Annotated in this window: 17 protein-coding genes and 2 tRNA genes; 3 read left to right on the plus strand and 16 right to left on the minus strand. The window is 66.3% G+C overall.

Features of this window, described 5'->3' with window-relative positions; genetic code table 11:
- Genes NF4_RS34390 through NF4_RS34410 form a run of 5 tightly spaced genes read right to left on the minus strand, consistent with a single transcriptional unit; the run spans position 1 to position 7,512 of the window.
- A complete protein-coding gene (locus NF4_RS34390) occupies positions 1–687 on the minus strand; it encodes a hypothetical protein (RefSeq protein ID WP_063131577.1) in 687 nt (228 codons plus the stop codon).
- Positions 684–1,046 carry a YbaB/EbfC family nucleoid-associated protein gene (locus NF4_RS34395; RefSeq protein WP_063131578.1) on the minus strand — a complete coding sequence of 121 codons (363 nt, stop codon included), beginning with the start codon at positions 1,044–1,046 and terminating at the stop codon, positions 684–686. Before NF4_RS34395 ends, NF4_RS34390 begins: the two co-directional genes overlap by 4 nt.
- Positions 1,043–2,530, minus strand: coding sequence for a PPE domain-containing protein (locus NF4_RS39895; protein ID WP_063131579.1), 1,488 nt, complete (start codon positions 2,528–2,530; stop codon positions 1,043–1,045). The genes NF4_RS34395 and NF4_RS39895 overlap by 4 nt, the downstream gene beginning before the upstream one ends.
- Before the next feature lie 33 nt (positions 2,531–2,563).
- Positions 2,564–5,266 carry a hypothetical protein gene (locus NF4_RS34405; protein WP_063131580.1) on the minus strand — a complete coding sequence of 901 codons (2,703 nt, stop codon included), beginning with the start codon at positions 5,264–5,266 and terminating at the stop codon, positions 2,564–2,566.
- Positions 5,267–5,274: 8 nt separating this feature from the next.
- A complete protein-coding gene (locus NF4_RS34410) occupies positions 5,275–7,512 on the minus strand; it encodes a hypothetical protein (RefSeq protein WP_063131581.1) in 2,238 nt (745 codons plus the stop codon).
- A 409-nt stretch (positions 7,513–7,921) separates the two neighbouring features.
- Between NF4_RS34410 and NF4_RS34415 the strand changes: the two genes are divergently transcribed.
- Positions 7,922–10,240 carry a hypothetical protein gene (locus NF4_RS34415; RefSeq protein WP_063131582.1) on the plus strand — a complete coding sequence of 773 codons (2,319 nt, stop codon included), beginning with the start codon at positions 7,922–7,924 and terminating at the stop codon, positions 10,238–10,240.
- A gap of 49 nt (positions 10,241–10,289) precedes the next feature.
- Here the strand turns inward: NF4_RS34415 and NF4_RS34420 are convergent, their stop codons facing one another.
- From NF4_RS34420 to NF4_RS38330, 9 genes are all read right to left on the minus strand, one after another.
- Complete coding sequence (locus tag NF4_RS34420; RefSeq protein ID WP_063131583.1) at positions 10,290–11,732, minus strand: C40 family peptidase; 1,443 nt, start codon at positions 11,730–11,732, stop codon at positions 10,290–10,292.
- Positions 11,729–12,556, minus strand: coding sequence for an NlpC/P60 family protein (locus NF4_RS34425; RefSeq protein WP_157120756.1), 828 nt, complete (start codon positions 12,554–12,556; stop codon positions 11,729–11,731). Before NF4_RS34425 ends, NF4_RS34420 begins: the two co-directional genes overlap by 4 nt.
- A 10-nt stretch (positions 12,557–12,566) precedes the next feature.
- On the minus strand, positions 12,567–15,092 hold the full coding sequence (locus NF4_RS34430) for an ATP-binding protein (RefSeq protein WP_063131585.1): 2,526 nt from the start codon (positions 15,090–15,092) through the stop codon (positions 12,567–12,569).
- Positions 15,092–15,679 carry a hypothetical protein gene (locus NF4_RS38930; RefSeq protein WP_198165582.1) on the minus strand — a complete coding sequence of 196 codons (588 nt, stop codon included), beginning with the start codon at positions 15,677–15,679 and terminating at the stop codon, positions 15,092–15,094. Before NF4_RS38930 ends, NF4_RS34430 begins: the two co-directional genes overlap by 1 nt.
- A gap of 5 nt (positions 15,680–15,684) precedes the next feature.
- Positions 15,685–15,945, minus strand: a complete 261-nt coding sequence (locus NF4_RS34440) for a hypothetical protein (RefSeq protein ID WP_030525365.1) — start codon at positions 15,943–15,945, stop codon at positions 15,685–15,687.
- A 17-nt stretch (positions 15,946–15,962) separates the two neighbouring features.
- Positions 15,963–16,961 (minus strand): conjugal transfer protein, encoded by a 999-nt coding sequence (locus NF4_RS34445; RefSeq protein WP_232330785.1) that lies wholly within the window; start codon positions 16,959–16,961, stop codon positions 15,963–15,965.
- A gap of 91 nt (positions 16,962–17,052) precedes the next feature.
- On the minus strand, positions 17,053–18,171 hold the full coding sequence (locus NF4_RS34450; protein WP_063131603.1) for a GAF domain-containing protein: 1,119 nt from the start codon (positions 18,169–18,171) through the stop codon (positions 17,053–17,055).
- Positions 18,172–18,621: 450 nt separating this feature from the next.
- Entirely contained in the window at positions 18,622–19,515 is an 894-nt protein-coding gene (locus NF4_RS34455) for an ROK family protein (protein WP_063131587.1), read from the minus strand.
- Positions 19,516–19,560: 45 nt separating this feature from the next.
- The gene (locus NF4_RS38330; protein WP_157120758.1) at positions 19,561–20,034 is read right to left on the minus strand and encodes a hypothetical protein; all 474 of its coding nucleotides are present in this window, start codon (positions 20,032–20,034) and stop codon (positions 19,561–19,563) included.
- 271 nt (positions 20,035–20,305) lie between these two features.
- Here NF4_RS38330 and NF4_RS34465 point away from each other — a divergent pair, with 271 nt between their 5' ends.
- Entirely contained in the window at positions 20,306–21,082 is a 777-nt protein-coding gene (locus NF4_RS34465; RefSeq protein WP_063814795.1) for a MerR family transcriptional regulator, read from the plus strand.
- 41 nt (positions 21,083–21,123) lie between these two features.
- Here NF4_RS34465 and NF4_RS34470 read toward each other — a convergent pair.
- Positions 21,124–21,197, minus strand: a tRNA-Pro gene (locus tag NF4_RS34470).
- A 732-nt stretch (positions 21,198–21,929) separates the two neighbouring features.
- Positions 21,930–22,003, minus strand: a tRNA-Gly gene (locus NF4_RS34475).
- Between the two features lie 481 nt (positions 22,004–22,484).
- On the opposite strand from NF4_RS34475, the gene NF4_RS34480 reads away from it, so the two are divergent.
- A complete protein-coding gene (locus NF4_RS34480; RefSeq protein ID WP_063131589.1) occupies positions 22,485–23,435 on the plus strand; it encodes a GGDEF domain-containing protein in 951 nt (316 codons plus the stop codon).
- The last annotated feature ends 10 nt before the right edge of the window (positions 23,436–23,445 follow it).

Below are 23,445 nucleotides of genomic sequence, written 5' to 3' on the forward strand. Positions count from 1 at the left end.
TTATCCGGCTGCCCGGTCCAAGGTTTCCGACAGCGCCGACCACGCGGCGTCGCCGATGGTCATCACCAGCCGCAGCGGCCATACCCGCGCTCCCAGGTACATTTCACCGGTGCCGTCGCCGAGCAGGTCCAGATAGTCCGAACCTTCGACATCGGAGTTCATCGATACCGTGGTCACCGGCGGATTACCGTCGTCCACACTGACGATCGAACCACCGCCGCCCGGTATGAAGCTCTTGCGGCACCGCGGACTGCTGCCGATCGCCACATCGGCACTGTTGGTGGTCACGGTGATGTCCGGGTTCAGCAGCAACTGCATCACCCAGGACCGTGCGGCCAGTTCGGGCCGGTCACCGTTGATCCCGATGACCAGCGAACCGGCCAGGTCGACCACCAATACCTGGTCGGAGCTGGTGATACCGACGACCACCAGCCGATTGGAGCTGTCGAGCGGAGCGGGCAGATCATCGGCTGCGACCGTGCTCGAATCGGCCCCGATACCGCCGTTGGCGGCCGGATATTTGGTGACGATACCGGTGGAGACATCGACGGAGAAGGCGACGGCCGGGTTCGGCGCGCCGGACCCCAGCGCGGCCAGGCGCGTGAGACCTTCCTCGTGCAGCCAGCCGATGGCATCGGCGGCCGAGACCGAATCGTCCGCCGCCTCCGCGGCCTCGATGCCGGTCACCGCACCGCCTCGGCGATACCGGCGGACTCACGACCATCCGCCGCGCCGTCCGCCGCGCTGTTCTCGGTGATCACAGTTTCCATGATCGCCTGATACTGCCGGGCGGCATCCCGGGTGCTCTCCCGGATGGCGGCCATGATCTCGGCCGCCAGTTCCTCGCTGGTGAACCGGCCCGCGGTACCCGGCGCGAGGTAGAGACTGGTGAGCCGCCCCATCGCGTCCACCTCCGGGATGACGGTGCCGCTGGGCGAGGGCCGCCGGGCACGCACATCGTCGATACGCTCTCGCATATCGGCGATGCGATGCCGTAATTCGCGGGCCGCGTCCAGCGCGGCCTGCACGTCTGGGTGGATGCTCATGCGTTACCTCCGGAGCGGGTCGGGGCCTGATTGGCCGGCGTCGGGGTCGGCTGGGTGACCGTCGGCGCGATGGTGGGCCGTTCCCCGATAACGGGTTCGGTGTGCGGAGTGTCGTCGACGTACATCAAGCGGTCGGGATGCCAGGCGACGACTCGGTTGCGTTCGTTACCGTTACCGCCGCCGGCACCGCCCATCCCTCCGCCCATGGGCGCCCCCATGGGCATCATGGGCGCGCCGACACCGGCACCGGCACCGCGTGCGGCACCGGCTGCGCTTCCGGCACCGTCGCCCAGCGGCAACCGGGGTGGTGACCCGGCACTGCCACCGGTCGCGGCGGCCAACGGCATCGCGGTTGTCGCCGACAGCACCTGGACATCGGCCGCACTGGGAATCGTGCTGCCGGGCAGCGAGGGCGAGAGCGACGGCGACCCGCCGGACGGGCTTCCCAGCGACGGTATCCCGTAATCCCCGAGTCCGTAGTCGTCGAAGGAATCGTCGTACCAGTCGTCGTCGGAGATGTCATCGGTCTGGTCCAGGCCGGTACTACCGAGCTGCATCATTTGCATCAGCATCGGCAGCATCTGGGAGAGCGAATCGCTGGAACCCCCGGAGCCGGTTTGCGCCGCGGCGGCTGTACCCTCCGACGAATTCGCGATGCTGGTACCGGTTTCCGTGGCGTAGGACCCCGCGGCTTCGCCCGACCGCACGTTCAATTCGTTGTATTCCGCAGTAGCGGCGGCGAGCGCGGCTTCGTTCTTCGCCCGCGCCGCGGCCAGCATCCGCTTTCGCGCGGCCAGTATCTCCTCCGGCGTGGGATGTTTCGCCTTGGCGCGGGAGAAGGCGTTGCCGTAGTCCTCGGCTCCCTGCGCCAATTTATCCATCGCGTCCCCCAACTGGTCCATCCAGCCGCGATACGTGACGAATCGCTGGGCGACCTCTGTCCCCACCGGCGTCCAATTCTGCAGGATCGAACTCGCGCTATCCATATCGGCGGATGCCTGGGTCCGCGAACTCGCGTTGAACAGTCGTACGGAATCGGCGAAGCGGTGCGCGGGCTCCGGCCCCGGACCATTGTGCAGCTGCTTGGCGAGGGTCAACGGGTCTCCGGTGACCACGGGCATATTGCTCAGCCCTTCCGGCACCCGCCGATACCCCACCGGTTCCACGGCCGGAACCGGGTTGGCGACCAGCTCACCTCCCGAAGCGTTGACCAGACGGGCGCCCTCGTCGTCGGCCACCGAGTACTCGGTCGCCGCCGCACCGATGCGGTGGGCGTCACGCTGGATCTTGTTCAGTACTCCGATGGTGGCATTGAACAGCGCCGCGGCCTGCGCGTTGAGCTGCGGAACCGCCTGCGCCGAGATGGGGTCGGCCCCTGCGGGCAGCACCCATTCACGCGGCATCGCGGCTCCGGTGACCCGCGCGAGGTCTGCCGATCGGCCCGCGACGGACACCAGTTCACCGAGATCGACATTCACCGGCATGCCTCATCTCCTCTCACCGTGGCTGCACATCCACTAGACCGGCATCGTGAGCGCCGGTATATCGGCCGTGGTCTGGTCTCCGGATGTCGCCATCGTCTCGCTGTCCTGGCTCTTGTCGGCCGCGGCCTCCACACCCTTCGGGTGCTTGAACCCGGCGAACTCACCGAAGTCGCCTCCAGTATCCGACATTTCCGCCTCGAACTGCCGAAGCTCCCCGTTCACCACGGCTTCCACGGTGCCACTCTCCCCTTCTCCGAACACGACCAGGATCGCGGTCCGGTATTCCGGGTCCCCGCTCGAACCGGTATCCGGCTCGTTCTTCTTCTCTCCGGTGTCGCCACCGACGGTCACCATCGCCGCGGGCCGGATCTGGGCCTCGCTGCCGGCCTGCGCGGGCACCGGCTCCGCCTGCTGCGACTCTTTCTTCGGCTGCCGGATGATCCAGGTGCCGATATCGCCGGTGGTCAGCTGGGCCGGATCGACAGCGGGACCGATGTCCTTCGGATCCGTAAAGGCCCCCGCGGTTCCCTGGTACGCGGCCTGGGCGTCGGTACCGCTCTTGTTCGCGAATGCACTGTCGAACGCCTGCGCCACGGCGAGCGGAATGCGCTGGACCCCCTTCGGGAACTGGTACGGCACCAGACCGTCGTCCCCAGGCACTCGCTTCGGCACGCCGGTGCCGGGCTGAGTGGAGGTGGCACCGTTGGGGGTACCGGCCGGGTGGTGCACGGCGGGCTGGGCCGGGGTCGCGGCGGCATTGTTCGCGGCCGCCTGATTCGACCACGGCGTAGTTCCTACCGGCTGCTGGGCCTGCGGCAAGGTCGAGACGGCGGCCTGGTCGAAACGGGACGGATCGAGGTCGTCCATCTGGTCGGACATATTGCTGTCCGCCTGCCTTTGCTGCTCTTGCATGGCCTTTTGCTGAGCCATGAGTTGAAGCGGCAACATCATGTCCATAAAGCTGCCCATCCCGCCCATCGATCCGGCGGACCCCAATTGGGAGGCGCCCGGGTTGAGTGCGGCGGCGCCCGGGTCGTAGGAGGCAGGGTTGACATTCGGGGGGTTGTTCGCCGCGCTCCCCAGGTTCTCGGCCTGCTCCCGGAACTTCTCGGTGGCGTCCTTCAGAGCCGAGGTGTCCGGAGTGGTGGCACTGCTGGTGCCGAGGTTGCCCGGGTCCCAGGGGTTGTTCACGCCGATCTGCGAACTATCCGGGGTATAGCCGGGATTGTTCATCTGGCCGGCATAACCACCGACCGAGTTGGCCAGGTTCTGAGCCGCGGCCGCGTCCTGCGCCGGGGTCTGGATGCCATCGGCCAAGTTCTGGTTCGCTTGCGCGGCAGTCTGGATCTCGTTGGCGAGCTCGGCGAATCCCTGGCCCAGTACGACGAGAACCTCCCTGTCCGAGCCGGTCTGCAGGCGTTCCACCATGAACCTGTTCGTGCCGACGATGAGCTTGCCGATATTCTCTTTGCCGCGCTTGCTGATCTCCTCCACGGTCGGCAGTACGTTCACCACGCTCTGCTGGGTTTCGGTCAGCTTCTTTCCCGCCTTGTCGAGCGAGAGCGACACGTCTCTATAGGTTGCGCCACCCTTGGCGCTGAAACCGGTGGGGTTCTGCACCGTTGTCGGCATCGCCGGAATCGGGGTGACCTTCAGGTCTTCCTTCTTCTTCAGATCGCCGAACATCTCGTAGGTATCCACCAGCGAATGCGCGTACGAATTGGAAGGGCCGCCGTACCACAGGGCAATACTGGGATTGAGGCCCACCTCCGGGCGGAGCAGGAAACCCTGCCCCTTCTGGGGAGACGAGCCCTGCTCGAACGGTGACTGGCCCATCAGCCCCGCCGCCGCGGCGGGTTGGTAGCCGTCCCACATCAAGGGCACCCGGTTCCCCGCCGCACCCGGCTGGTCTCCGCCGGACCCGTCGGAAGAGAAGGGATTGCCGTGCTCATTGAACGACATGAAGGCAGCCGAGCCGAGACCGACCAATAGGCCCCGTTGATACTTGTTGAAGTTGTCGGCTCGCTTACCTGCTTTCTTGACTGCCGCTTCGGCATTTTTGAAGGCATCGTCCGCCGCGCTCTTCGCACTGTCGAGGTCGTCTCGCTTGGCATTCAGTTCGTTGAACTTGTCACCCGCCTTGTCGAGATCCTCTCTCGCCTTGTCACGTACCGACTCGGCGTCCCTGACTTTGTCTTTCGCCGCCTTCAGCTCGTCCCGTGCACTGTTCAACTCATCCCGCAGTACGACATTGTCCGGATCGGCTTGCGCCCTGCGCAAGGCATCGTCGTACTTTGTTTGCAGAGGCCCGAGTTCCGCGTTCGCCTGTCTGAGAGCGTCCTCGGCCTTGCCGAGATCCGTCTGGGCGGCAGTGTGCGCTTTTTCCGCGTTCTCCAGCGCTTCCCGCTCCGCATCGGCGGTCGACTTGGCCGAGTTCGCCTCTTTCAAGGTGTCGTCGGCCGCGGTTTTCCCTTTCGCCATCTTCCACGAAATGAATCGATCCGCGCTGGCACCGGCCGCACCGCCGAGCATCCCGTAGAAGAATGCCCCACCGGTATCCCCGCTGAAGCCCCCGTTGGCGACCGCATCACCCAATGCCCCGCCCGCACCACCGGCGACCGCACCGACGAACATCTGTTTCCCGAGGCCGGCGCTACCGCCCTTGAGCGCGTGTTCGAGGCCGTAACTCACCCCCACATCGAGAACGAAGCCTGCGACATCCCGTAACTCGACCACTGAGCCTCCTACACAGATACCGTGGCGCCGGCGCCCGCCGGGTCGGCGGGGGCACCGGGAACGGCAGTCGCGGCGGACTCGTCCGGCACCTTATCGATACCGGGCGGATGGAAGATACCGACGAATCCGCCGAATTCACCCGCCTCGTCGCGCATCTGCGACAACTCGGTGACCTTTACCAACGCACCGTCGACCACCGCCTCGAGTACATCCTGGCCGTCGAACCGGACGAGTACGGCGGTCCGCTCCTCCCACGCGCCGACATCGCCGGTCACCGTCTCGCTCGGATCGATCCGGCGCCCTATCCGTTTCGGATCGGTCCACTCCGCGGGTGTCCCGGTGTACGCCGCGCGCGCATCGGTGGCCGATGCGTTACCGAATGCCGCGTCCAGCCCACGCGCCACCACGGCGGAAACCTCTACGGTCCGGCCGTCCGGGACGGTGTAGACCACCGTGCCCTTGGCGTCGGGAGTGTGCGCGGGCAGCGGATTCCCGGGCGGCCGCCCGGAATCGGGACGAGCCACAGCAGGCCTCGTCTCGCCACTCGGTGCGGCGGCCTGCGGCTGTGCCGGCTGCTGCGCTGCGGGCACGCCGTTGACCGCAGGCGCGGGCACGGGCCCCGGGGCCGCGTATGCCTCGGGCCGTTCCCGCCCGTCCCGATGGTCCTTCTCCGGATCCGCCCGGGCGCCCGGACGGTTGTTGCCCATCAGAGCCTGCATCAACGACGGGAGCACCATCGAATTCAGTGCTGATCCCATGGCGTTTCCCGCGGCGGACACCGCCGGAACCGCCGCGGCCGCAACCGGCGAGGCATCGGGGGTGGTGATTGCCGTGCCGAGCTCACCGGCAGTGCCGGCAGCACCGGCGACCGGGTTATCGGCCCCTGCGCGATCGGCGCCGGTGTCCGAGCCGGCGTTACTCGTGAGATCCCACGGGGTGGGCGCGGGAACCGTCGAGGGACTCGTCTGCGCGGTCGGCCAGGTCCGGTTGCCGGCGGCGGCCGCGGCGTCGTAGTAGGGATCGTAGCCGTTGTTCGCGGGGGTGGTCGCTGTGGTTCCCGGCTTCTGTCCGCTGTCTTCGGTGTTCGGTTTCTCGGACTCGGTCTTCGCACCCAGGGCCTCGAATGCTTGTGCGTAATAGGTGAGTATCGACGCGGCAGTCGTGTAAGCACCGTCGACGAGTACGATCGCGTACACATCCTCGCTCGGCAGGCCGGCACCCAGGCTGTTCGGGTTGATCTGGAATACCGGTAGACCGGTGTACTGGCTCTTCTTCTGCGAATACTCGGAGTAGAGTGCGCCGATACGCTTCATGTCCCGCGGGTCCAGTTCGGCGAACTCCGCGAGCGACTTCACCGACTGTGCGAAATCCCCGCGGCCGGCTGCACACAGCTGGCTCGTCTGGGCGTTCGCCTCCTCGACCGTCGCCGCCTTGGACCGCAGCTCGGCCATGCGGCTCCGCATCTTCTCGACCAACTGGGGATAGTTCGCGATCCGGGCCTTGTCCTCCCCGGAGATGTCACCGACCGCCAGTTCCTTCGGCGGGTCGAGTTTGCCGGGCTTCTCCCCGAAACTGTTCCAGTACCCCACGTAGGCGGTGGGCAGGGTGCGATAGGTTGCCTCGATCGGCGCGGTCAGTTCCAGTTCCTTCGGCAAGCGAGCCGGGTCGGGCATCATGATATGGGGCATCTTGTCCGGGATGGTGGAGAGCTCCTGCTCACTGATATCGATCAGTGGAATGTCGGGATACCCCGTGTACTTGTACCATTTATTACGGATGTCGTCCGGAGCATTCTCGATCACGCCCATGTAATACGGGGTGAAGGCCGTATTCAACAGGCCCACATAGGTCTTCCACGGCGACAAGTGGGCGCCTCCGAGCAGCTCGGGAATTCGCTTGGCGAACAGCCCGGACCGCTGGAACGCAATTTTTTCCGCACCGGCGCCCATCCCCCGGGCTATATCCAGCGAATGCCCTTGGCGGAGCAGCCCGCCGACAATCCCCTTGGCCGGGCCCCTGAACGCCACGCCACCCAGGCCACCGACCAGCCCACCCGCGACACCCAGACCGGCTCCCATCAAGATGTTCTCGTCTTTGAAACCAGCCGCGACCCCGCCGGCGATACCTCCGGCCACCGCGGCCCCGAGGGGCCCGCCGACTGCGAAGCCGGCCACGCTCACGGCGCCTACCGCGATATCGGCACCGTGTTCGCTGAAGAAGTCACCTACTCCGTCCCAGAGAGCCACGGCCTCACCTGCCGATGGCGGGGACGCTCGGTGTCGGTGTCATGCGGTTGACACCAGCGCTGCGGGCAGGCACTCCGGATCGGCCGAACCGAGATCGCAGACACCGGCAGCCGACCATGCGCGCCTCTCCTTCCTGACAGACCCCATTGTCGGGGATTCCCACCGAGGGGAAGCGGTGACCTGGTGCGACACGTCATCATCGAGTCAGCGACTCGTAAATCGATGTGCACCAAAACGCCCTCTATCCAACGAGGCCCGGATTCAGGCGCAGGAGGAACAACCGGATGAACCTGCGTTGTACCCGGTCGGCGAACGGCCGCCGGGAATTACTCGTACAACAAGTGCGCCGGATCGCCGGCCGTCCCGCCACCACCGGTCGATCTCACCGGCACCTGGTGGTGAGTGCTGTATGACGGCGTTGATCCAGCTTTCCCGGCACGCCCGCGACCTCCGATGTCGCCGCGCGGACGACACCGGCTGGGACCCCCTGCGCTACTACCCGGACACCCTTGTCCGACGGGTCCGGAACTGGCTCGCCGAACATCCGTGGCATCGGCGGACGCTGTGGGTCCTGGGTATCCTCTTTTTGTTCGTCGTATTTCCGGGAATAGTCGGTGTCGTAGCGACTGCGCAGGTCAGCAGTGGTGTCTCGCAAATCGACGGCCTGGGCTGGATGAACATCACCGACTCCAACGGCGTACCGCTGTCGAGCTATACCTTCGCCTCGAACCGAGGGAGTCTGCTCAATCCCGCTTACACCGTGCTGTGGACGATACTCGGCCTGGAGTTCGTGGGCTATATGGCCATTGTGACCACAGCCATCTGGATCGTCGGGTTCACCTTCGGCTTCACCTGGCTCGACATGTTCGCCAATGCGCTGAACGGTGTCGCCACCGCGCTGTCCTATCAGATCGCCACCCCGATGATGCTGATCACCGCCGCGACGATCGGCACATTCTTCGTGGCCTGGTTCATCGTCCGCGGCTTCCCCAGCAAAGCCACCATGCAGGTGATCACCATGCTGGGTGTCGCCATCATCGGTCCGGTCTTCCTTGCCGAACCCCTTGCCGATGTCCTGTCCTCCGACGGCCTGCTCACCCAGGGCAGGGACGTGGGCATCTCGGTCGCGGCCGGACTCACCGGTGACAGCAGCCCCAATCCGGTCCTGCTGGTGAAAACCATGCAGGAAGACCTTGCGGACAACTTCGCCCGGAAACCCGTACAGGTGTGGAACTTCGGGGAGGTGGTCGACAACTACGCGGCCTGCGAGTCGGCGTGGTCCTCGGGAGTGCTCTCGGGTAACGACGACAATATCCTCAAGGGCATCAAACAATGCGGTAACAGCTCGGCGTATTCCAAGGCCGACAATCCCTCGATGGGCCAGGTCGGTACCGGAATCATCCTGCTGATCTGCGCGACACTGTTGCTCGCCTTCGCGGTCTATCTCGGGCTGAAGGTCATGAAGGCGGCCATGAACACGATCTACCACGGCTTCATGTCCATATTCGGCTTCGCGGCCGGCGGTTTCATCTACGGCCCGACACAGACTTTCCTGGTGCGCAATATCGTCGACGGACTGATCGCCGCCGCTCGCATGACCGTGTTCACGATCTTTCTCGGTGTCTACATCCTGTTCATGAGCAACCTCTTCGACCAGGCGCGGGGGCAGGTGATGTCGGTCATCGTCATTGCCTGTGTAGTCGAGATCGTGGCGATCTCCCAGATCCGGCGGCTCAATCGCAGCCTGTCCCGTGGCAACGACTGGGTCGCGAACCGGTTCTCCCTGGCGATCCAGGGTAACCAGTCCGGATCAGGGGGCGGTGGCGGAACAGCTATCGGCATGGGCGGAATGGGCGGCGGCGGTGGCGGCGGTGGTAGCGGCGGCTCACTGAGCGGTCTCGCCGCGATCGCTGCTCTGAACACGATCAACAGCTCGCCGATCACCGGCTGGTTGATGGCTGCGACACCGGGTCCACTCAACCCGCTCGCCCGCGGCAAGAAGATGTCCGATCTGGCCAATATCAAGACAGCGGACTCGCGAATAGAGCTCTACCAGTGGGGCACGCTGGGTCGCGCGAACTGGTTGCGCAAGGCGGAGGCCCGGGCCAATCCGTACGGCGGTATGGCCGACCCGCTGGGTGCCGCGAATGCGCTCGACGGCCTCGGCGACAGCCGGGTACCGGACAGCTATCTGGCCGCTGTGCTCCGCGCCGGCCACGCGCCGGACGAGCAGGTCCACCAGGTTCTTCGTGCGCAGGCCGCGATGAAGGCGAGTATGTCGACCAATCCGTACGGCTGGGGACCGCTGCAGAAGGCGCTCGCCGCTTCCCGCGCGGTCGAGAACCATCTGCGGCCGACGGACACCGACTCGACCAAACGAGCGTTCGCGGCGCAGGCCGTCGTGGCCGCCGAGAACTTCGCCCGGCACACCAGCGCACCGCCTCCCGGCGCGGTGATCAACCACGGATTCGTGGGCAGGGTCCGGCAGAACTGGGATTCCGACCTCGCTCTCCGCACGGCGATCACCCCGGACGAATGGAACGCGGTCGGTCGCAACACCCGCTGGGCCATTGCCAGTGAGGTGTCGGAATCGTTCCGTTCCGCCGCCAACCAGTACTACAACACCCCGACGGAAACCGCCCGGCGCGAGCTGGCCAGGTGGAGTACCCGCGTCGCGAATCTGGACCATCTCGATCCGGGTTCGGGATTGGACCCGTGGGATACGTAGCCGGCGCAATCCGCGGGCCCGGTGGATCTCCCACCGGGCCCGTATCTTTTCAGGCGAAGCGACGGGCCTCGTAGCTGCGCGGCAGACTCGTGATCTTCACATTCTCGCCGGTTCGGGGCGCATGGACAACCTGCCCGTTGCCGATGTACATCATCACATGACCCATCTGACCGTTCTTCATGCTGGTCGACGGGAAGATCAGATCCCCTGGTTGGATATCGCGGGGGTTCACAGCGGGTAGCTGCCGGTACTGGTCGTTGGCGATACGGGGAATGTTCACTCCTGCCCGCGCCGCGGCGTATTGCGTAAGCCCCGAACAGTCGAAGCTGTTCGGACCCTCGGCGCCCCACACATAGGGGTCACCGATCTGGGCGAGCGCGGTCTTGACCGCGAATTGCGCACGCTCGGAACCGCCTTGAACGCTCGCCGCGGCGGCGCTGAACTTGACTCCCCCGGGCAACGGCTTGCCGATGATGTTGTACAGATACTGGTTGGTGAGCTGATTTATCGCCGACGCCGTATCACCGTTGTTGGCCGTACCCCCGGATACGATCTTGTGCGCGGTCTGCAGGGCGGCGGTCAGGATCTGGCGGACCTTTTGCTGCCCTTCTTTGGTGTAGGCCATCGGTCCCAGCTCGGCCAGGGCATCGTTCGTCATCTTCAGCAGGCGACGCACAGCGTTCTGGTCGACCTTGTTGGAGGTTCCGAGCGTGTTGAGGTAGTTGACGAACTGCTTGTCCAGATTGTTGAAGGCAGTGGCGCGGTTGGCCTGGAACAACCGCTTGGCCTTGACCATCTGCGGCCCGTCACCACTGCCCGCGTCCGAGTCGGCGGCCTTATCCCGCAGTTTCTTCATTCCGGGGTCGGTCGGCTCACCCTCGCCGTAGACGGACTCCAGGGCTTTCAGCGCATTCATCGCCTGTTGGGACTCCGGATCCATGGCGGTGCCGCCACCCGCCGCGGCAGGCGCCGCACCGCCCCCGGAACCACCGCCGAGTAGACCCGACAGCGCCGACCCGATCATCGGCAGCAGAGCGGCGCCGGCCATCATGGCCATCGGCGCCATCTGGGCCACGGTCTCCGGGTCGACCAGCGGTTCGGGTTCCGGCCGGTCCTCGTCCCGGGCAGGAGGAGGAGCAGGAGCCGGTGCAGCGACCTGCGGTGGCGCCTGAGCCGTAGAAGTCGCGGATGAGGGGGTCGGCGCGGTCGGCGCCGTCACCGGAGGCGGCGATACCGCCGGACCGGGTGCGGGCGCGACCGCGGGAGCCGATGCGGGCGGCGCGGAACCGGCCGCCGGAGGAGCGGTTACGTTCGGCGGCGGCGAAGCGGGCGGTGGCGCGGGCGCCCCCGGCACCGAGCCGTTCTTCCCGCCACCCCAGGTTCGCCGCTCACCGGGCTTCCCCGGATCCCCCGGCTGGGCGTCGCCGCCGTCGCGTTCCTCCCCGACGAGATCGATCTCGATCGGATACGGGCCGATTTCCGCGCTGGTCACCCGGCATCCCCCAATACCCGTTTGATCTGTACCTCGGCATCTCGGGGAATCTCCAGACGAACGAACTTTCCGCTGTCCACCGTCACTACTTCCCCCGGTCCGAGTGCGACGCCGACCCGGGTCGCGCGGCGGTCGATGTACTCCCAGAACACCAGGTCACCGGGCGACGCCGCCTTCGGGTCGACCACTTGCCCGCAGTATCCCTGGTCACCGACCGTGGCCGGCAAGATCACGGATGCCACGGTCGCGGTGGGGTCTCCGCAGTTCTCCACCACGGTCGCCGTCGGCGCCCGGGTCGGGGCGCACTGTCCGGTCGATCCGGCTATCGAGGCACTGTAGATCACATCGCGCGCGTAGTCCGCCATTGTCGCGGTACCCGCCACTTCCGGATAGCGCAGCGCCAGGTCGGCAGCACACGAGACAGCATGCCCGGTGTTGATTTCCTGCCACGGCTCGTCCTGTATCGGCGCCGTCTTCATAGCCGACGCGCAGGCCAGGTCTCGATCGGTGACATTCGGATCGGCGGGGTCGAAATGCAACTCCGCATAGGGGTTCGTTTCCGGCCGTTGCTGCCGCGCGGCCGATTCCGGAACCGATGCGGTGGTCGGGGTGGCGGTGGCCGACGTCGACGCGCCCGGCTCCGGCCCCAGCGCGATATCGCACTGGGAATTGTAGTGCTTCTTACCGAACGACATCATCTCCCCGAGTGGGACCCCGACGGCTGTGAGCGCACCGCCACAACAGCAGATCAACAGAACAGCGACCACGATGATCAACCGCACCGGACCCTTGTAGTCGTCCGAACTCGATCCGCCTGCCATCATCACGCCCCGGTCACCGCACCGCCTCCGGCTCTCGTCGTTCGGTCTTCGCGACGACGGTCGGGGTACTGGTGATGGCCTCGGCTCTGTCCGTGCGGGCCGGGCCGAGCACTTTGCCGCGTCCGATCCGGCTCAACGCATCGCGCATGAACATCTCACCCCGGCGCTCCTCGGGTACCTGTCGTCCCGCGCCCACCGGTGGCGAGGTCTCCTCCCGCAGTGCCTGGAGCAGGAACGGCGCCTCCTCCAGATCGACCCCCAGCCATTCCAGACTGTTACGGGCCAGTGTCTCGTCGCGCTGACGGAAGACGAAGCGATTGGGGATCAGGTTGTGCGCGGCGCCCTGGAAGTCGGTGGCGGGATCGTGCGACGCGAGACCGATGGCGGCCAGGTGCTTACGTCCGTCACGGCTGAAATCGGAGGTCACCGCAGAACCCACTTGGGTCTGGGTGAAATGGTGCGCCTCATCACCGACCAGCAGACCGAACCGGCCGTTGTCGGAGAGGAACGCCTCCCGGGCGGTCACTCCTACCAATTCGTACAGCGCGGTGCCCAGCCGCTTGGTGAGCGGCAACCGGTTGTACAGATGGGGGGTGGTGAGTTCCTCGGCGGTCGGTAGCGCGAGCCGGTGACTGCGGACCACCGTGGCCGCGGCGTCCAGCCGGATCGGCGCCAGACCGGGATCGAACAGTACCGGGACCCGTTCCACGATGGTTCCCAGGCGGGATGCCAGGTCGGAGTACTCTTCCAGCGATCCCGGTTCGTCACGCAGCCGGCAGACCACCCGGAACAGATCCAGCAGGCTGGTGATCTTGTGCTCTTCGATCCCACGCGGTGACAGCAGATTGCTGATGACCGCGCCGGTACCCGAGGTCGGTGAGAGGTCCAGCAGCGGCAGCACGGAGTCCAGCGCGCGTTCCCCGGCCACCCGCGGATCGAACAGCCGTAGCGGGTCCAGCGACACCGTGGGATTTGCCAGGTCGATGATCACGGCATCGTCGATCGCGGAGGCGAAATGCTCCCATTCCCCGACCTGACTGCGGTCGATGGCGAGGAACTGGCCACCCATATCGTGGACGAGGACGGCCATCAGCTTCAGGAAATACGATTTACCCGAGCCGAGTTCGCCGGTCACCGCGAAGGAAGCGGACAGATCGTGCAGCGCCGCCTCCATGATCCCGAAATGGATCGGCTCGAAATGCCCGGACAGCAGATTGATACCGATGACCGGACCGCTGTCGTCACCGATCTGACTCGTGGTGAACGGTACGAATCCCGCCCACATATCCGAGGGCACGATATGGGCGAAATCGTCGAAGGCCCGCCGCGGTGGGCTACCCGGCACCAGCAGCGACCAGAGGTCCACCTGCGCGCCCACCGGCGCGGTCATTTCCACCTGGAAACGCTTGTACCGGCGCCGTAGGGTGTTGACCGCGTCCATGGTCTCGTCCCGAGAGGGGCCTCCGATGGCGATGACCGTGGTGAAGGAAACCTCCGATTCGCCGCCGTTCACCTCGAAATGCTGGTTGTACTCGCTCAGCATCTGCGCCTTGGACATCAATGTGTTCTGCGCGAAAGAGATCTCCTGGTCGCGCTGATCCATCTGCTCGCCGAGCCGCCGCAGATTGATCTCGTTGGCCTTCAAAACCTGGTCGGCGGGTTTGGTGGAGATCCGCATCCCCCAGTCGACGGTGACATCACCGAGGCCGTCGATCACGTTCAGGAATTCGCTGCCCCCTGGGAACATCATGCCCGCGTACGGGAACGAACGCGGGGTGAGCATGGCCTGGTAGGAGGGACGGTAGCCGGTGTCCGGCTGTACCACCTTGATCACCGGGACGAAGGAGGGGCGTAGCCGGCGTTGTGAATCGGCTCGGGCGCCCTCGTCCAGCGCCGCGGACTTGAACACCGCCGCGGTCGCGTCGTCCAGGGCGCCGGCGCGGGTGGGAGCCACCGGATCGCCCACCGCGCCGCGGGCCAGATAGTGCTCCCACAGCCACTGGAACATCGCCGCCGGCACGGGTACCGGATCGAAGTCGCCACCGATGCGGGACAGGATCTCGTTCGCCTCGTTCTCGTAGGCGTCCAGTTCGGCCCGCGAGATGGCGGTGGCATCGATCGTGGTGGTACTACCCCGCCACATCCGCGAGAGCGCGGAGATACCGCTGGTATTGGCAGTGCCCACCGGGATCGAGAGCAGGAAGATCCGGGTCTGCGGGGCGATGGCGCGCACCCGTTCGTAGGAGGCGAACACCTCGTCGGCGTAATCGGCGCATTCGTCGAGATCCACGCCCTCGACCATTTTGCTCAATACATCGATGGTGTTCTGCCGGGCCTGGATACCGAGCAGCAGCGACCCGTTCGGCAGGTTGTTGACCAGGGAGTGATGAGCCAGTTTGACATCGTATTTATCGCTGGCCTTACGCAATCCGTAGCCGAGCGGAGTGATGAAATAGTTCGCTGTGACCAGCCCGGTATGGGTGAACTGCAGATGCCCGCGAATCGCAGCCGTGGGTTGTAGATCCCGGTTGAACCCCATCAGCGTCCCTCTCCGCTCTTCGGTCGCCCCCCGTTACCGCCTATCATCGTCCGCCAATTCGAGGGTGTACCGGACGCGGTGGCAGGTTCGACCACCTCCACCGGTCGCAGGAAACGGCTCGTCCCCAGCATTTCCAGGATCTGTCCGCCGCGCGCGGCATTGCGCTTACCGCGTTCCCTCGCCGACATGGAGGCGGCCGGTTCGTGCGGCAGGATCGCCACCACCGTCTCCTCGACGAACATGGTGATCCGAGCCGATTCCGGAGTGACCGGCATACCGGAGGCGAGCGTGGGTTTCGGGTAGAGAACGAGCCGGCCGAACCATACGACCCTGGACAGCAGACGTACTCCCGTATAAGGGATCAGGCCCAGCCCGAACCCGATCACTACGGTCAGCGCCACACCGACCAGGAAGGTGATCGCCGGATTCACCGGCAGGGTCATCGCACCGAGTCCCGTGAGAATCAACCCCACGGCCACCCCCGCCACCTGCGGCAGGGTGTAGGGCCCGAACGGCAACTTCTGGCCGTTCTGGGCCTTGCCGATCATGGTGGGGACACGTTTTACCGGCGTGAAGACCTTGATCACCTGGGTCACCTATAACCGCCCACGGGGTGGTCCGGCACGATCATGTTGGCGTCACCGCGCGCGTAGTTCACCAGGGTCGGCAACATCCAGAACAACACCGCGGCCAGGATGGCCGACCCGGCCACACCGAGGATCTTCGCCGGGGACAGTTTGGATTTCGCGGCCTCCGAGATCATCACGCCCATCGAAACGATGGTGATCAGGATCAGGCCCGCCCAGCGGACGAAGACGAGAATTCCGTACAGGATATTGGATATGTTGCCCATGTGTTCGTCGCCTCACGTCAGTTCTGGGTGGCCCGTGGAATCTCTACGGTCGTGGTGGGTGCCCCGGTAGTGGCACCCGGTGCCGGACCGGCCTTCTCCCCCTGGTTCACCACAGCGGTGAGCGGCTCTTTCAGGGCCGGCAATGTCTCGATGACCCGCACCTGCCACTGCCCGTCACCGCGCACCATCGTCAGCGGATAGGCGAGTGCCGGAGCGGCCCCGGACTGTCCTTCGGGAGTGACGGTCGCCAGCACTCGCGCGGTGTCACCGGCGGCTCCGCAGGTGGTGTCCTCGGCGGTGACGGCCACAGTGGACAGTTCGGTGAACGGGGCCGGCCGCAGTGCCGCGATCCCGGAGTCGACGCTCACGTACCGCGCGACGTCTCCGGAACCGGTGAGGTAGGCGGTGAGAAATCCGGTGACGACCTGCGTGAACGGAGTCTCCTCACCGCACGGTGCCGAATAGGCCTGGGCCAGATCGGCTCCGACGCCCGGCGGCTGCACCGCGGCGGGCAGGGTGAGCGCCCGGAGGTTCCCTTCCGATATGGAGACCGGCACGCGGTAGTACTGCCGAGCACTGTCGGATTGGCTACGCCCCACATGTACCGAAACAGTGACCGACCAGACCTCCACGGTCCCGGCGGACAGCGTCCGGTTGGTGTAGACGATGATCGGGTCGCGCACCTGCTGACCGGTTTTCGGGAGCGACAGCTGCTGGGACCCGCCGACGTACCGCGACAGCGCCTCCTGTTGCCCGGTCCCCGCGCTCAGGTAGGCGACCACGAAGTCCTCGGCGAAGGAGCCGGCGAGGCGGTCGTGACCGGCGACGATAACCATCTGATCGTCGCCGGGGGGCTGCGGATCGGCGGCGAAGAAGTCGTAGACGGCGTGACCACCACCCAATACGGCCAGGACCGCGAGAACGATTACGACGATATTGTCGCGGCGCCGGCGCGCGGCCATCTGGCGAAGCAGCGCTTCGCCGGAATCGGCACGTCCGGCAACCCCAGTCCTCACTCTCGAAATGGTAAAGAGCGGCCGGGCCACCGACCTGAGACACCTTCCCACATCTGGGGACTCCGTCGCTCGGCCGCGGCCCCCGCGACCCTCAGGACATCGCGTTGTGCCGCAACCGGCCGGCCAGCCGATATCTGAGCTGGTCGTCGTATCCGATCGGCGTTCCCGGCGCGGCCAGATCCGTCGGTTCCGGTTCCACCATGGGGATATCGTCGGCAACCCGCACGAGCTGAGCGATGGCCAGTTCGCGATTGGAGAAGCCGGGGTAGGGATACAGCAGCAGTGAGGTCGGGGTGTAACCGCCGGCGTAGTTGAGCGCCCGCACCGTAACCCCCGCGCTGTCGCCACCGTTCACCCGGGAGCCCAGCTCCACCAGCCGGACCCGGTCCTCGGGATGGAACACATCGACCGGCCGGAACAGGTAATCCCAGCGGATCCAGGGTGCGGGGTCGGTCAGCCAGTGGGAAATGCTGGCGTGCGCGAGCTGGACCACCGCCAGATGATTCCCCGCCCGCCGATGCGCTTCCCGCAACCCGACACTCTCCAGCGTCGGCCAGATCGCCGGGTCGTGGTCGGAGGTGATGTCCTCTATGAGCCACCAGGCACCCCGCACGTACTCGTCGTTACGTGCCCGCACCGTGATCCGCCACCGGGTGACGCGGCCCGCGTTGCGCAGGACGGAGACCTCGAATTGCAGCTTGTCTCCAGGGACGGGCCGGTAGAGGAGATCGAGCACTTCGGCGTGCCGATCGAAGGCAGAGATCCGGTGGAAGAATTCCGCGATGGACATCCGCGGCACGTATTCCTCGGGGGCGATCCCCGAGAGGGCGGTGATACCACTGGGTTGCGCGAGGGTCTGACTGTCCAGATCCCAGGTCACTCCGACCGCGCCGGGTAAGGGCGGTACCGGGCCGTTCTGGGGTCCGGCCCACCAGCGAACAGCGTGGACGTCGCCGCCGGGCCCGAAGACCGGACGCACGATCAGCCGGTGCGGACCCGAGCGGGTGGACACGGACTTGTCCACATCGACCGAACCTTCGATGGAGGCACGGAGAGCTTCGGTGATATCACGGGTGCTCAACCCGTCGTACAAGGCCGGCGTGCGTGCGAGCTGCCGCTGCAGTACTCGTCGCCAGTCGGCGAACTCCCGTGCGGTATCCCCGACCGACGCGACCGAGAATCCTTCCGGCGCCAAAGTTTCGACCGTCACCCAGGGGATCACTGCGCCCTCTCATCGCGTGCGTCCTACTGTTGCGCGGTGGGTGCCTCAAACGAGACAACGGCCGCAAGAGATAATGTACCGTTGCGCAGCGGCACGTTCAATAGTGGACCTTGGGCTATCACGGAGTGCAAGCTCCGCAACCGGGCCGCACGCAACCCCGGTTGACCGATCCTCCGGCGCACCGACTCGGGAATTCTACGGAAACCCTTGGCAACACGAACCGTTCGGGTCCCGCAGCGGTTCCCGCACCGGCTTTGACCCGCGCCGGAGCCGGAAAGAGGACTCCATCGGAGACTTCGGCTAAATATCGGCAAACCGGCCGGTGCCGACCGACTGTCACGGCGCGGCGGAGACGCGGAGGCGGCGCGGCACGGCACTCTCGGCGGGGCGCCCTGAACGAGCCGGGTTCCCTTCGAATCCGGCTTTCGACAGGGAAATTCACTCACTCTGCGAGGTCAGGGCGATAACGCCCGCGCCGGCCAACAGGCCGAGATCCTCCAGCTCCGACGCAACCGCCCGAAGTCCGGTGAGGAATGGTAGCCGCGCGTGCATCGCGACGGCGTTGTGCAGTGATTTCCACAGTGCCGATCCAGGCGTGGCGATCGGCCCGCCGATCACCACCCGGTCGATGTCGAGCAGGGGCGCCACCGAGGCTATCGCCCGGCCCAGCGCCGTACCGGCCCGCTCCAGCGCCGCGACCGCGGTCCGGTCGGACGCCTGCGCGTCGGCCGCCAGAGCCTCGAGCGAGTCCCCCTCCCAGCCCTGCTCGCGCGCCCATTTCGTCAGCGCCGCACCACCGGCCACCGATTCCAGGCAGCCGCGCCCCCCACATGCGCATCGCTCGTCGTAGCCGGGCACCAGCACATGACCGATCTGGCCCGCGTTGCCGGTACGCCCGACCACCACGAAGCCGCCGACCATCACACCGCCGACGATCGTGTCCGAGACATAGATCGACAGCGAGTCCATTACCTCTTGGGTGGCGCCGAAATGCCGTTCGGCCAGTGCCAGGCACACACCGTCGAGGGCCATCGCGACCGTCGCGGCGGGGAACAGCTTCTGCACCGCTTCCACCAGCGGGAAGCCGGATTGCCATTCCTTCACCTGATCCGGCGCCACCACTCCGGAGGCCATATCGATCGGTCCGTTCGAGGCGATGCCGACCGCGGTGACATCTCGCCCCGCGGCAATCCGGAGCAGCAGCTCCCGAACCCGATCCCACGCCCCGGCACGCGGGATCGGGATCCGCTGGACCCGGTCGGCCCCGACGTCGTCGGCGATCTCGATCGCCGCGAACCGGGTCGGACCGATCTCCAACGCCAGGATTGTCATCTACACACCACCAGAGCTAGATCCGTGTTTGCCCCGGAGCATAGTTCAGACAGCCGCCGACTCCGTCGGCCGAAGTGGGCGGCCGAGCACGATATGCCGTTTCGGGGCACCGGCGACCGCCGTGCCGTGCGTGGGGCGTGGGCCGTTGCGGATGATGCGCATCGGGCGTTTGTGGTCGATGGGCACGGTCCGGTGCCGGTCGAGGTTCTCGATGACGTTGCCCGAGTTGTCGTAGGCGACGCCCGCCCAGATCATGGCTCGCGGCGCGTCGCCCCGCTCGATGAGTGTCTGCGCCAACCGGCTGCACTGCGCGAACAGCGGGCACCCATAGCAGATGCGCACCGCTGAATGCCAGGCTTCCGGAGTTCCGGAGTCGAGGTCCCAGCTGTCGGGTACCTCCGCGCACGGCGGCCGCTGTGCCGATTTCGCAGGCGCCGGCAGCGGCGTCGCGGGAAGCCGGGAAGTGGTGGTGGCGCGGGGTGTAACCACGCTCAGGGAACGAACTCGCATTGTGCTCATAACCGTCTCCGGAACTGCCGAGGGCACGCCGGGGGAAACCGATACGTGTCCCGTTGGTCGGGCGGAACGTCAGGGCTGCTCAACAGTCCCCGGAAACCAGCTGGTGTCAGCTGTATCACGCACGTTAGAGCACAGAAGGCCGTTCAGGCAAGGTCTCATGCCGTTAGGTAACGGGACGTTGACATGTTTTTCACATCTTTTAGCCGCTGCTCAGCGGTTCGTTTGGTTACGGACCGTTTATCTACGGGCCCGATTATGGTTTCCTATACGTATGGCTGGCGAATCCGAGTACACGATCGACGAGCTGGCGCGGGCTGCCGAAACCACCGTGCGCAGTGTCCGCGTGTACCACGAGCGTGGGCTGCTGCCCTCGCCCGACGTCCGGGGCCGGATCGGCTACTACGGCTCGGACCACCTCAACCGGTTGCAGACCATCAGCCGTCTGCTCGGCCGGGGTATGAAGCTGAACGGTATCCGGGAACTCCTGGCCGCCTGGGACCGTGGCGACGGTCTCGGGGACGTGCTGGGTGTCACCGATCAGACCGTCAGCACACCCGGACGGCAGGCGCCGGCCGCGGCGAAGCCCGAGCCCGAAGAGCCGGTCCACGAACTTCCCGAATATGTCCAGCAGGCGTTGGCCGCCAGTGACGACCCCTTCGACGTGTACCGGGTCACCAACCCACGCTGCAGCGATCTGGCCACCCGGCTCACCGACGCCGGCCTGCCCGCGGCCGCCACCTTCCATCTGGTCGAACGTATGCGCGCGGATTGCGACCGCATCGCCGACCGCTACGCCGCCGAGATCTTCTACGTACTGGCGAGCCGCGCCTACGAGCAATCGGAACGAAACCCCAAGGACCGCACCAAACTGGAGACCGACCTGGCCATCGCACGGCTGATCGTCACCCGGGCCGCGTCCGAATTGATCGACCAGGCCTTCGGGCGCCGCGCGGAACTCCCCGCGCCGGATGTGGAGATCGGGCTTCCACGCGCCGGTCAGCAGAGCGCGGTGAACGACGGAAAACAGCCGTCACGGTCGCGAATCTGAGGGGCGGATCAGCGGCGCGCGGGAGCGCGAACGAACATTTGTCGGGGTGACAGGATTTGAACCTGCGACCACCCGCTCCCAAAGCGGGTGCGCTACCAAGCTGCGCCACACCCCGTACTCTCCCCGGAGGGAAACGAGCACCGGACCGGAGCGGGAGACGGAAATCGAACCCGCACCATCAGCTCTCGGAAGACGGATCTTCAGTGGTACGGGACCTGCCCATATGCCAAGAAACCGCTGGTCGAACTGACTCTCGCTCCGCCCGATCGTACCCGATCGGGCCCGTGCGACCGAACCGATATCCATACCGGCCGAATCTCACCGTGTTCTCCCATCCCGTGTGCCCGGGATGCTCGAACGAGAACAAGATGCCACGCATTCACGGCGAAGGCAAACCACGCAGAAGCGCCGCATCGACACGGTCGGCGGGAAAGACCGGGTGCACAAGGCCGGGCCGGCCCGGCCGGCGACACCGGCGCCCGGTCCGGTCGCGCTCACCGCTCGGCGGTGAGCACAACCCCAGGGGCACAGCAATTCCGGCCTGCTCGGCCGATGGCCGTCTTCCTGGCATTCGGCGGGTAGGAAATATCCGCTCCGGCGGTCGACGAAAAAGTAACAGCAGATTTGCATCGTGCACCGCCCTCCGGCGCCTCGCGGCCGCGCCGACGCCCACGGCATCGGCTACGCGCTGGCGGGTGCGGGGGTCGCGACGCGGAGCGCTCTGCACATGTGGAGCGGTTCCTGGGAGCCGGTCGTCGGGTCGGCTATCGGCGCGGCCACCATAGCGGCGGCTCCCGGGCTCCCCCTCGAACCGGCGACGCCTACCCTGTTGACAGGGCCCTTTCGGTGGAGCGGGTGACGGGAATCGAACCCGCACCATCAGCTTGGAAGGCTGAGGTTCTACCATTGAACTACACCCGCATGCATACGACATCCATGGGATCGCCACGATATCGTGTGCACAGCGACTCTACCCAATCGTGGTTTCATTTCGCCAATCAGCCCCTCACCGGCACAGAGCACCGGTGGCGCCGGGCCCGGGTGGGCCCCCGCCGACTTACCAGTAGCGGGAAATCCGGATTCCAGGGTCCACCGGGCCGATCGCCGGACCGGGCACGGCACCGACATCTCTGCAAAAGTGTGTAACGCAAGCGATTCCGCGACGATAGGAGCAGAGATCACTGTTGTACCGGGGCCCCGAACTTGTTCTAGAACGCAGGTCGGCGGGTTCCACCATCTTGCTACGATCTTCTTGCCGGACGGGGTATCTGGAAAGGGGGCGGTAGCGTGCACCCGACAAGGTGGACCATCCGCATAGCAGTGCGACAGAGCCGGCCCAGCCCGGTACCGACGCGGCGGACCCTGATCCGCGGCGTGAGCTCCACCGCCGCCGGTGGTCGATATGACCGCTGAGATCCGGCCACCAGTCCGCTCCACGGCACGGGAGTGGGCGCTGGCCGCCGGCGCCCAGCCCGACGCCGATATCAGCGCCGCCGAGATCGAACCCGTACTCGTCGAGATTCTCGAGCAATTGCTGGACCTCACCGTTTCCGATCCCTTCCCGATTCGCGCGGCCCGTCGGCTCGGCGCCCGGCTCTGCGCCGAACCACTGCAGCAGGTCCGGATGCTCGCGCTGGTCACACGCACCCTGCTCGGCTTTCCGGCCGGCCCGCGCGGATCCCTGGTGGCGACCCGGTGGCCGTTGGTGGCCAGCCAGGCCATCGACAGCTATGCCCAGGCGCTCCAGGAGCTGGCGCTGGCCCAGCAGAAGAAGAACCTTTCCGACGAGGCCACCCAGCGGGTCCGCGAATTCGCCGCGCTGCAGCAGCGGCTCGAACACGAGGCCACCCATGACGCGCTGACCGGGCTGGCCAACCGCACCCTGCTGCGCAAGCGGGTACGCATGATGGCCGAACAGGCCGACCGCGGGGTGGGTCTGCTGGTGGTGGATCTGGACCGGTTCAAGCAGATCAACGACAGCTACGGTCACGCGGTGGGCGACGAGGTGCTGGTCGAACTGGCCAAGCGGCTGCGGGAGGTGGCGCCGCCGGGGGCGGTGGTGTGCCGCTACGGCGGGGACGAATTCGTGCTGGCGGCCGGGATGGCCGACAACCGCGTCACCGAACTGGCCCACGCCATCGTGCACGCGCTGAACGATTCGGTGTGGTCGTCGGCAGGGCCGGTACCGGTCTCGGCCAGTGTCGGCACCACCTATGCCCCACCGCAGGACCGCAGCGAACTGGCCGAACTGCTGCGCCGGGCCGATCGGGCGATGTACTCGGCGAAAACCGCGGGCGGGCGCCGCTACGCCGGGGCCGAAACGCTCGACACCGGTACGGCCGTCGCCGGCTGAGCCGCACGGT

It is taken from the genome of Nocardia fusca NBRC 14340 (genome assembly GCF_001618425.1).
In the GTDB taxonomy this organism is placed as follows: Bacteria; Actinomycetota; Actinomycetes; order Mycobacteriales; family Mycobacteriaceae; genus Nocardia; species Nocardia fusca.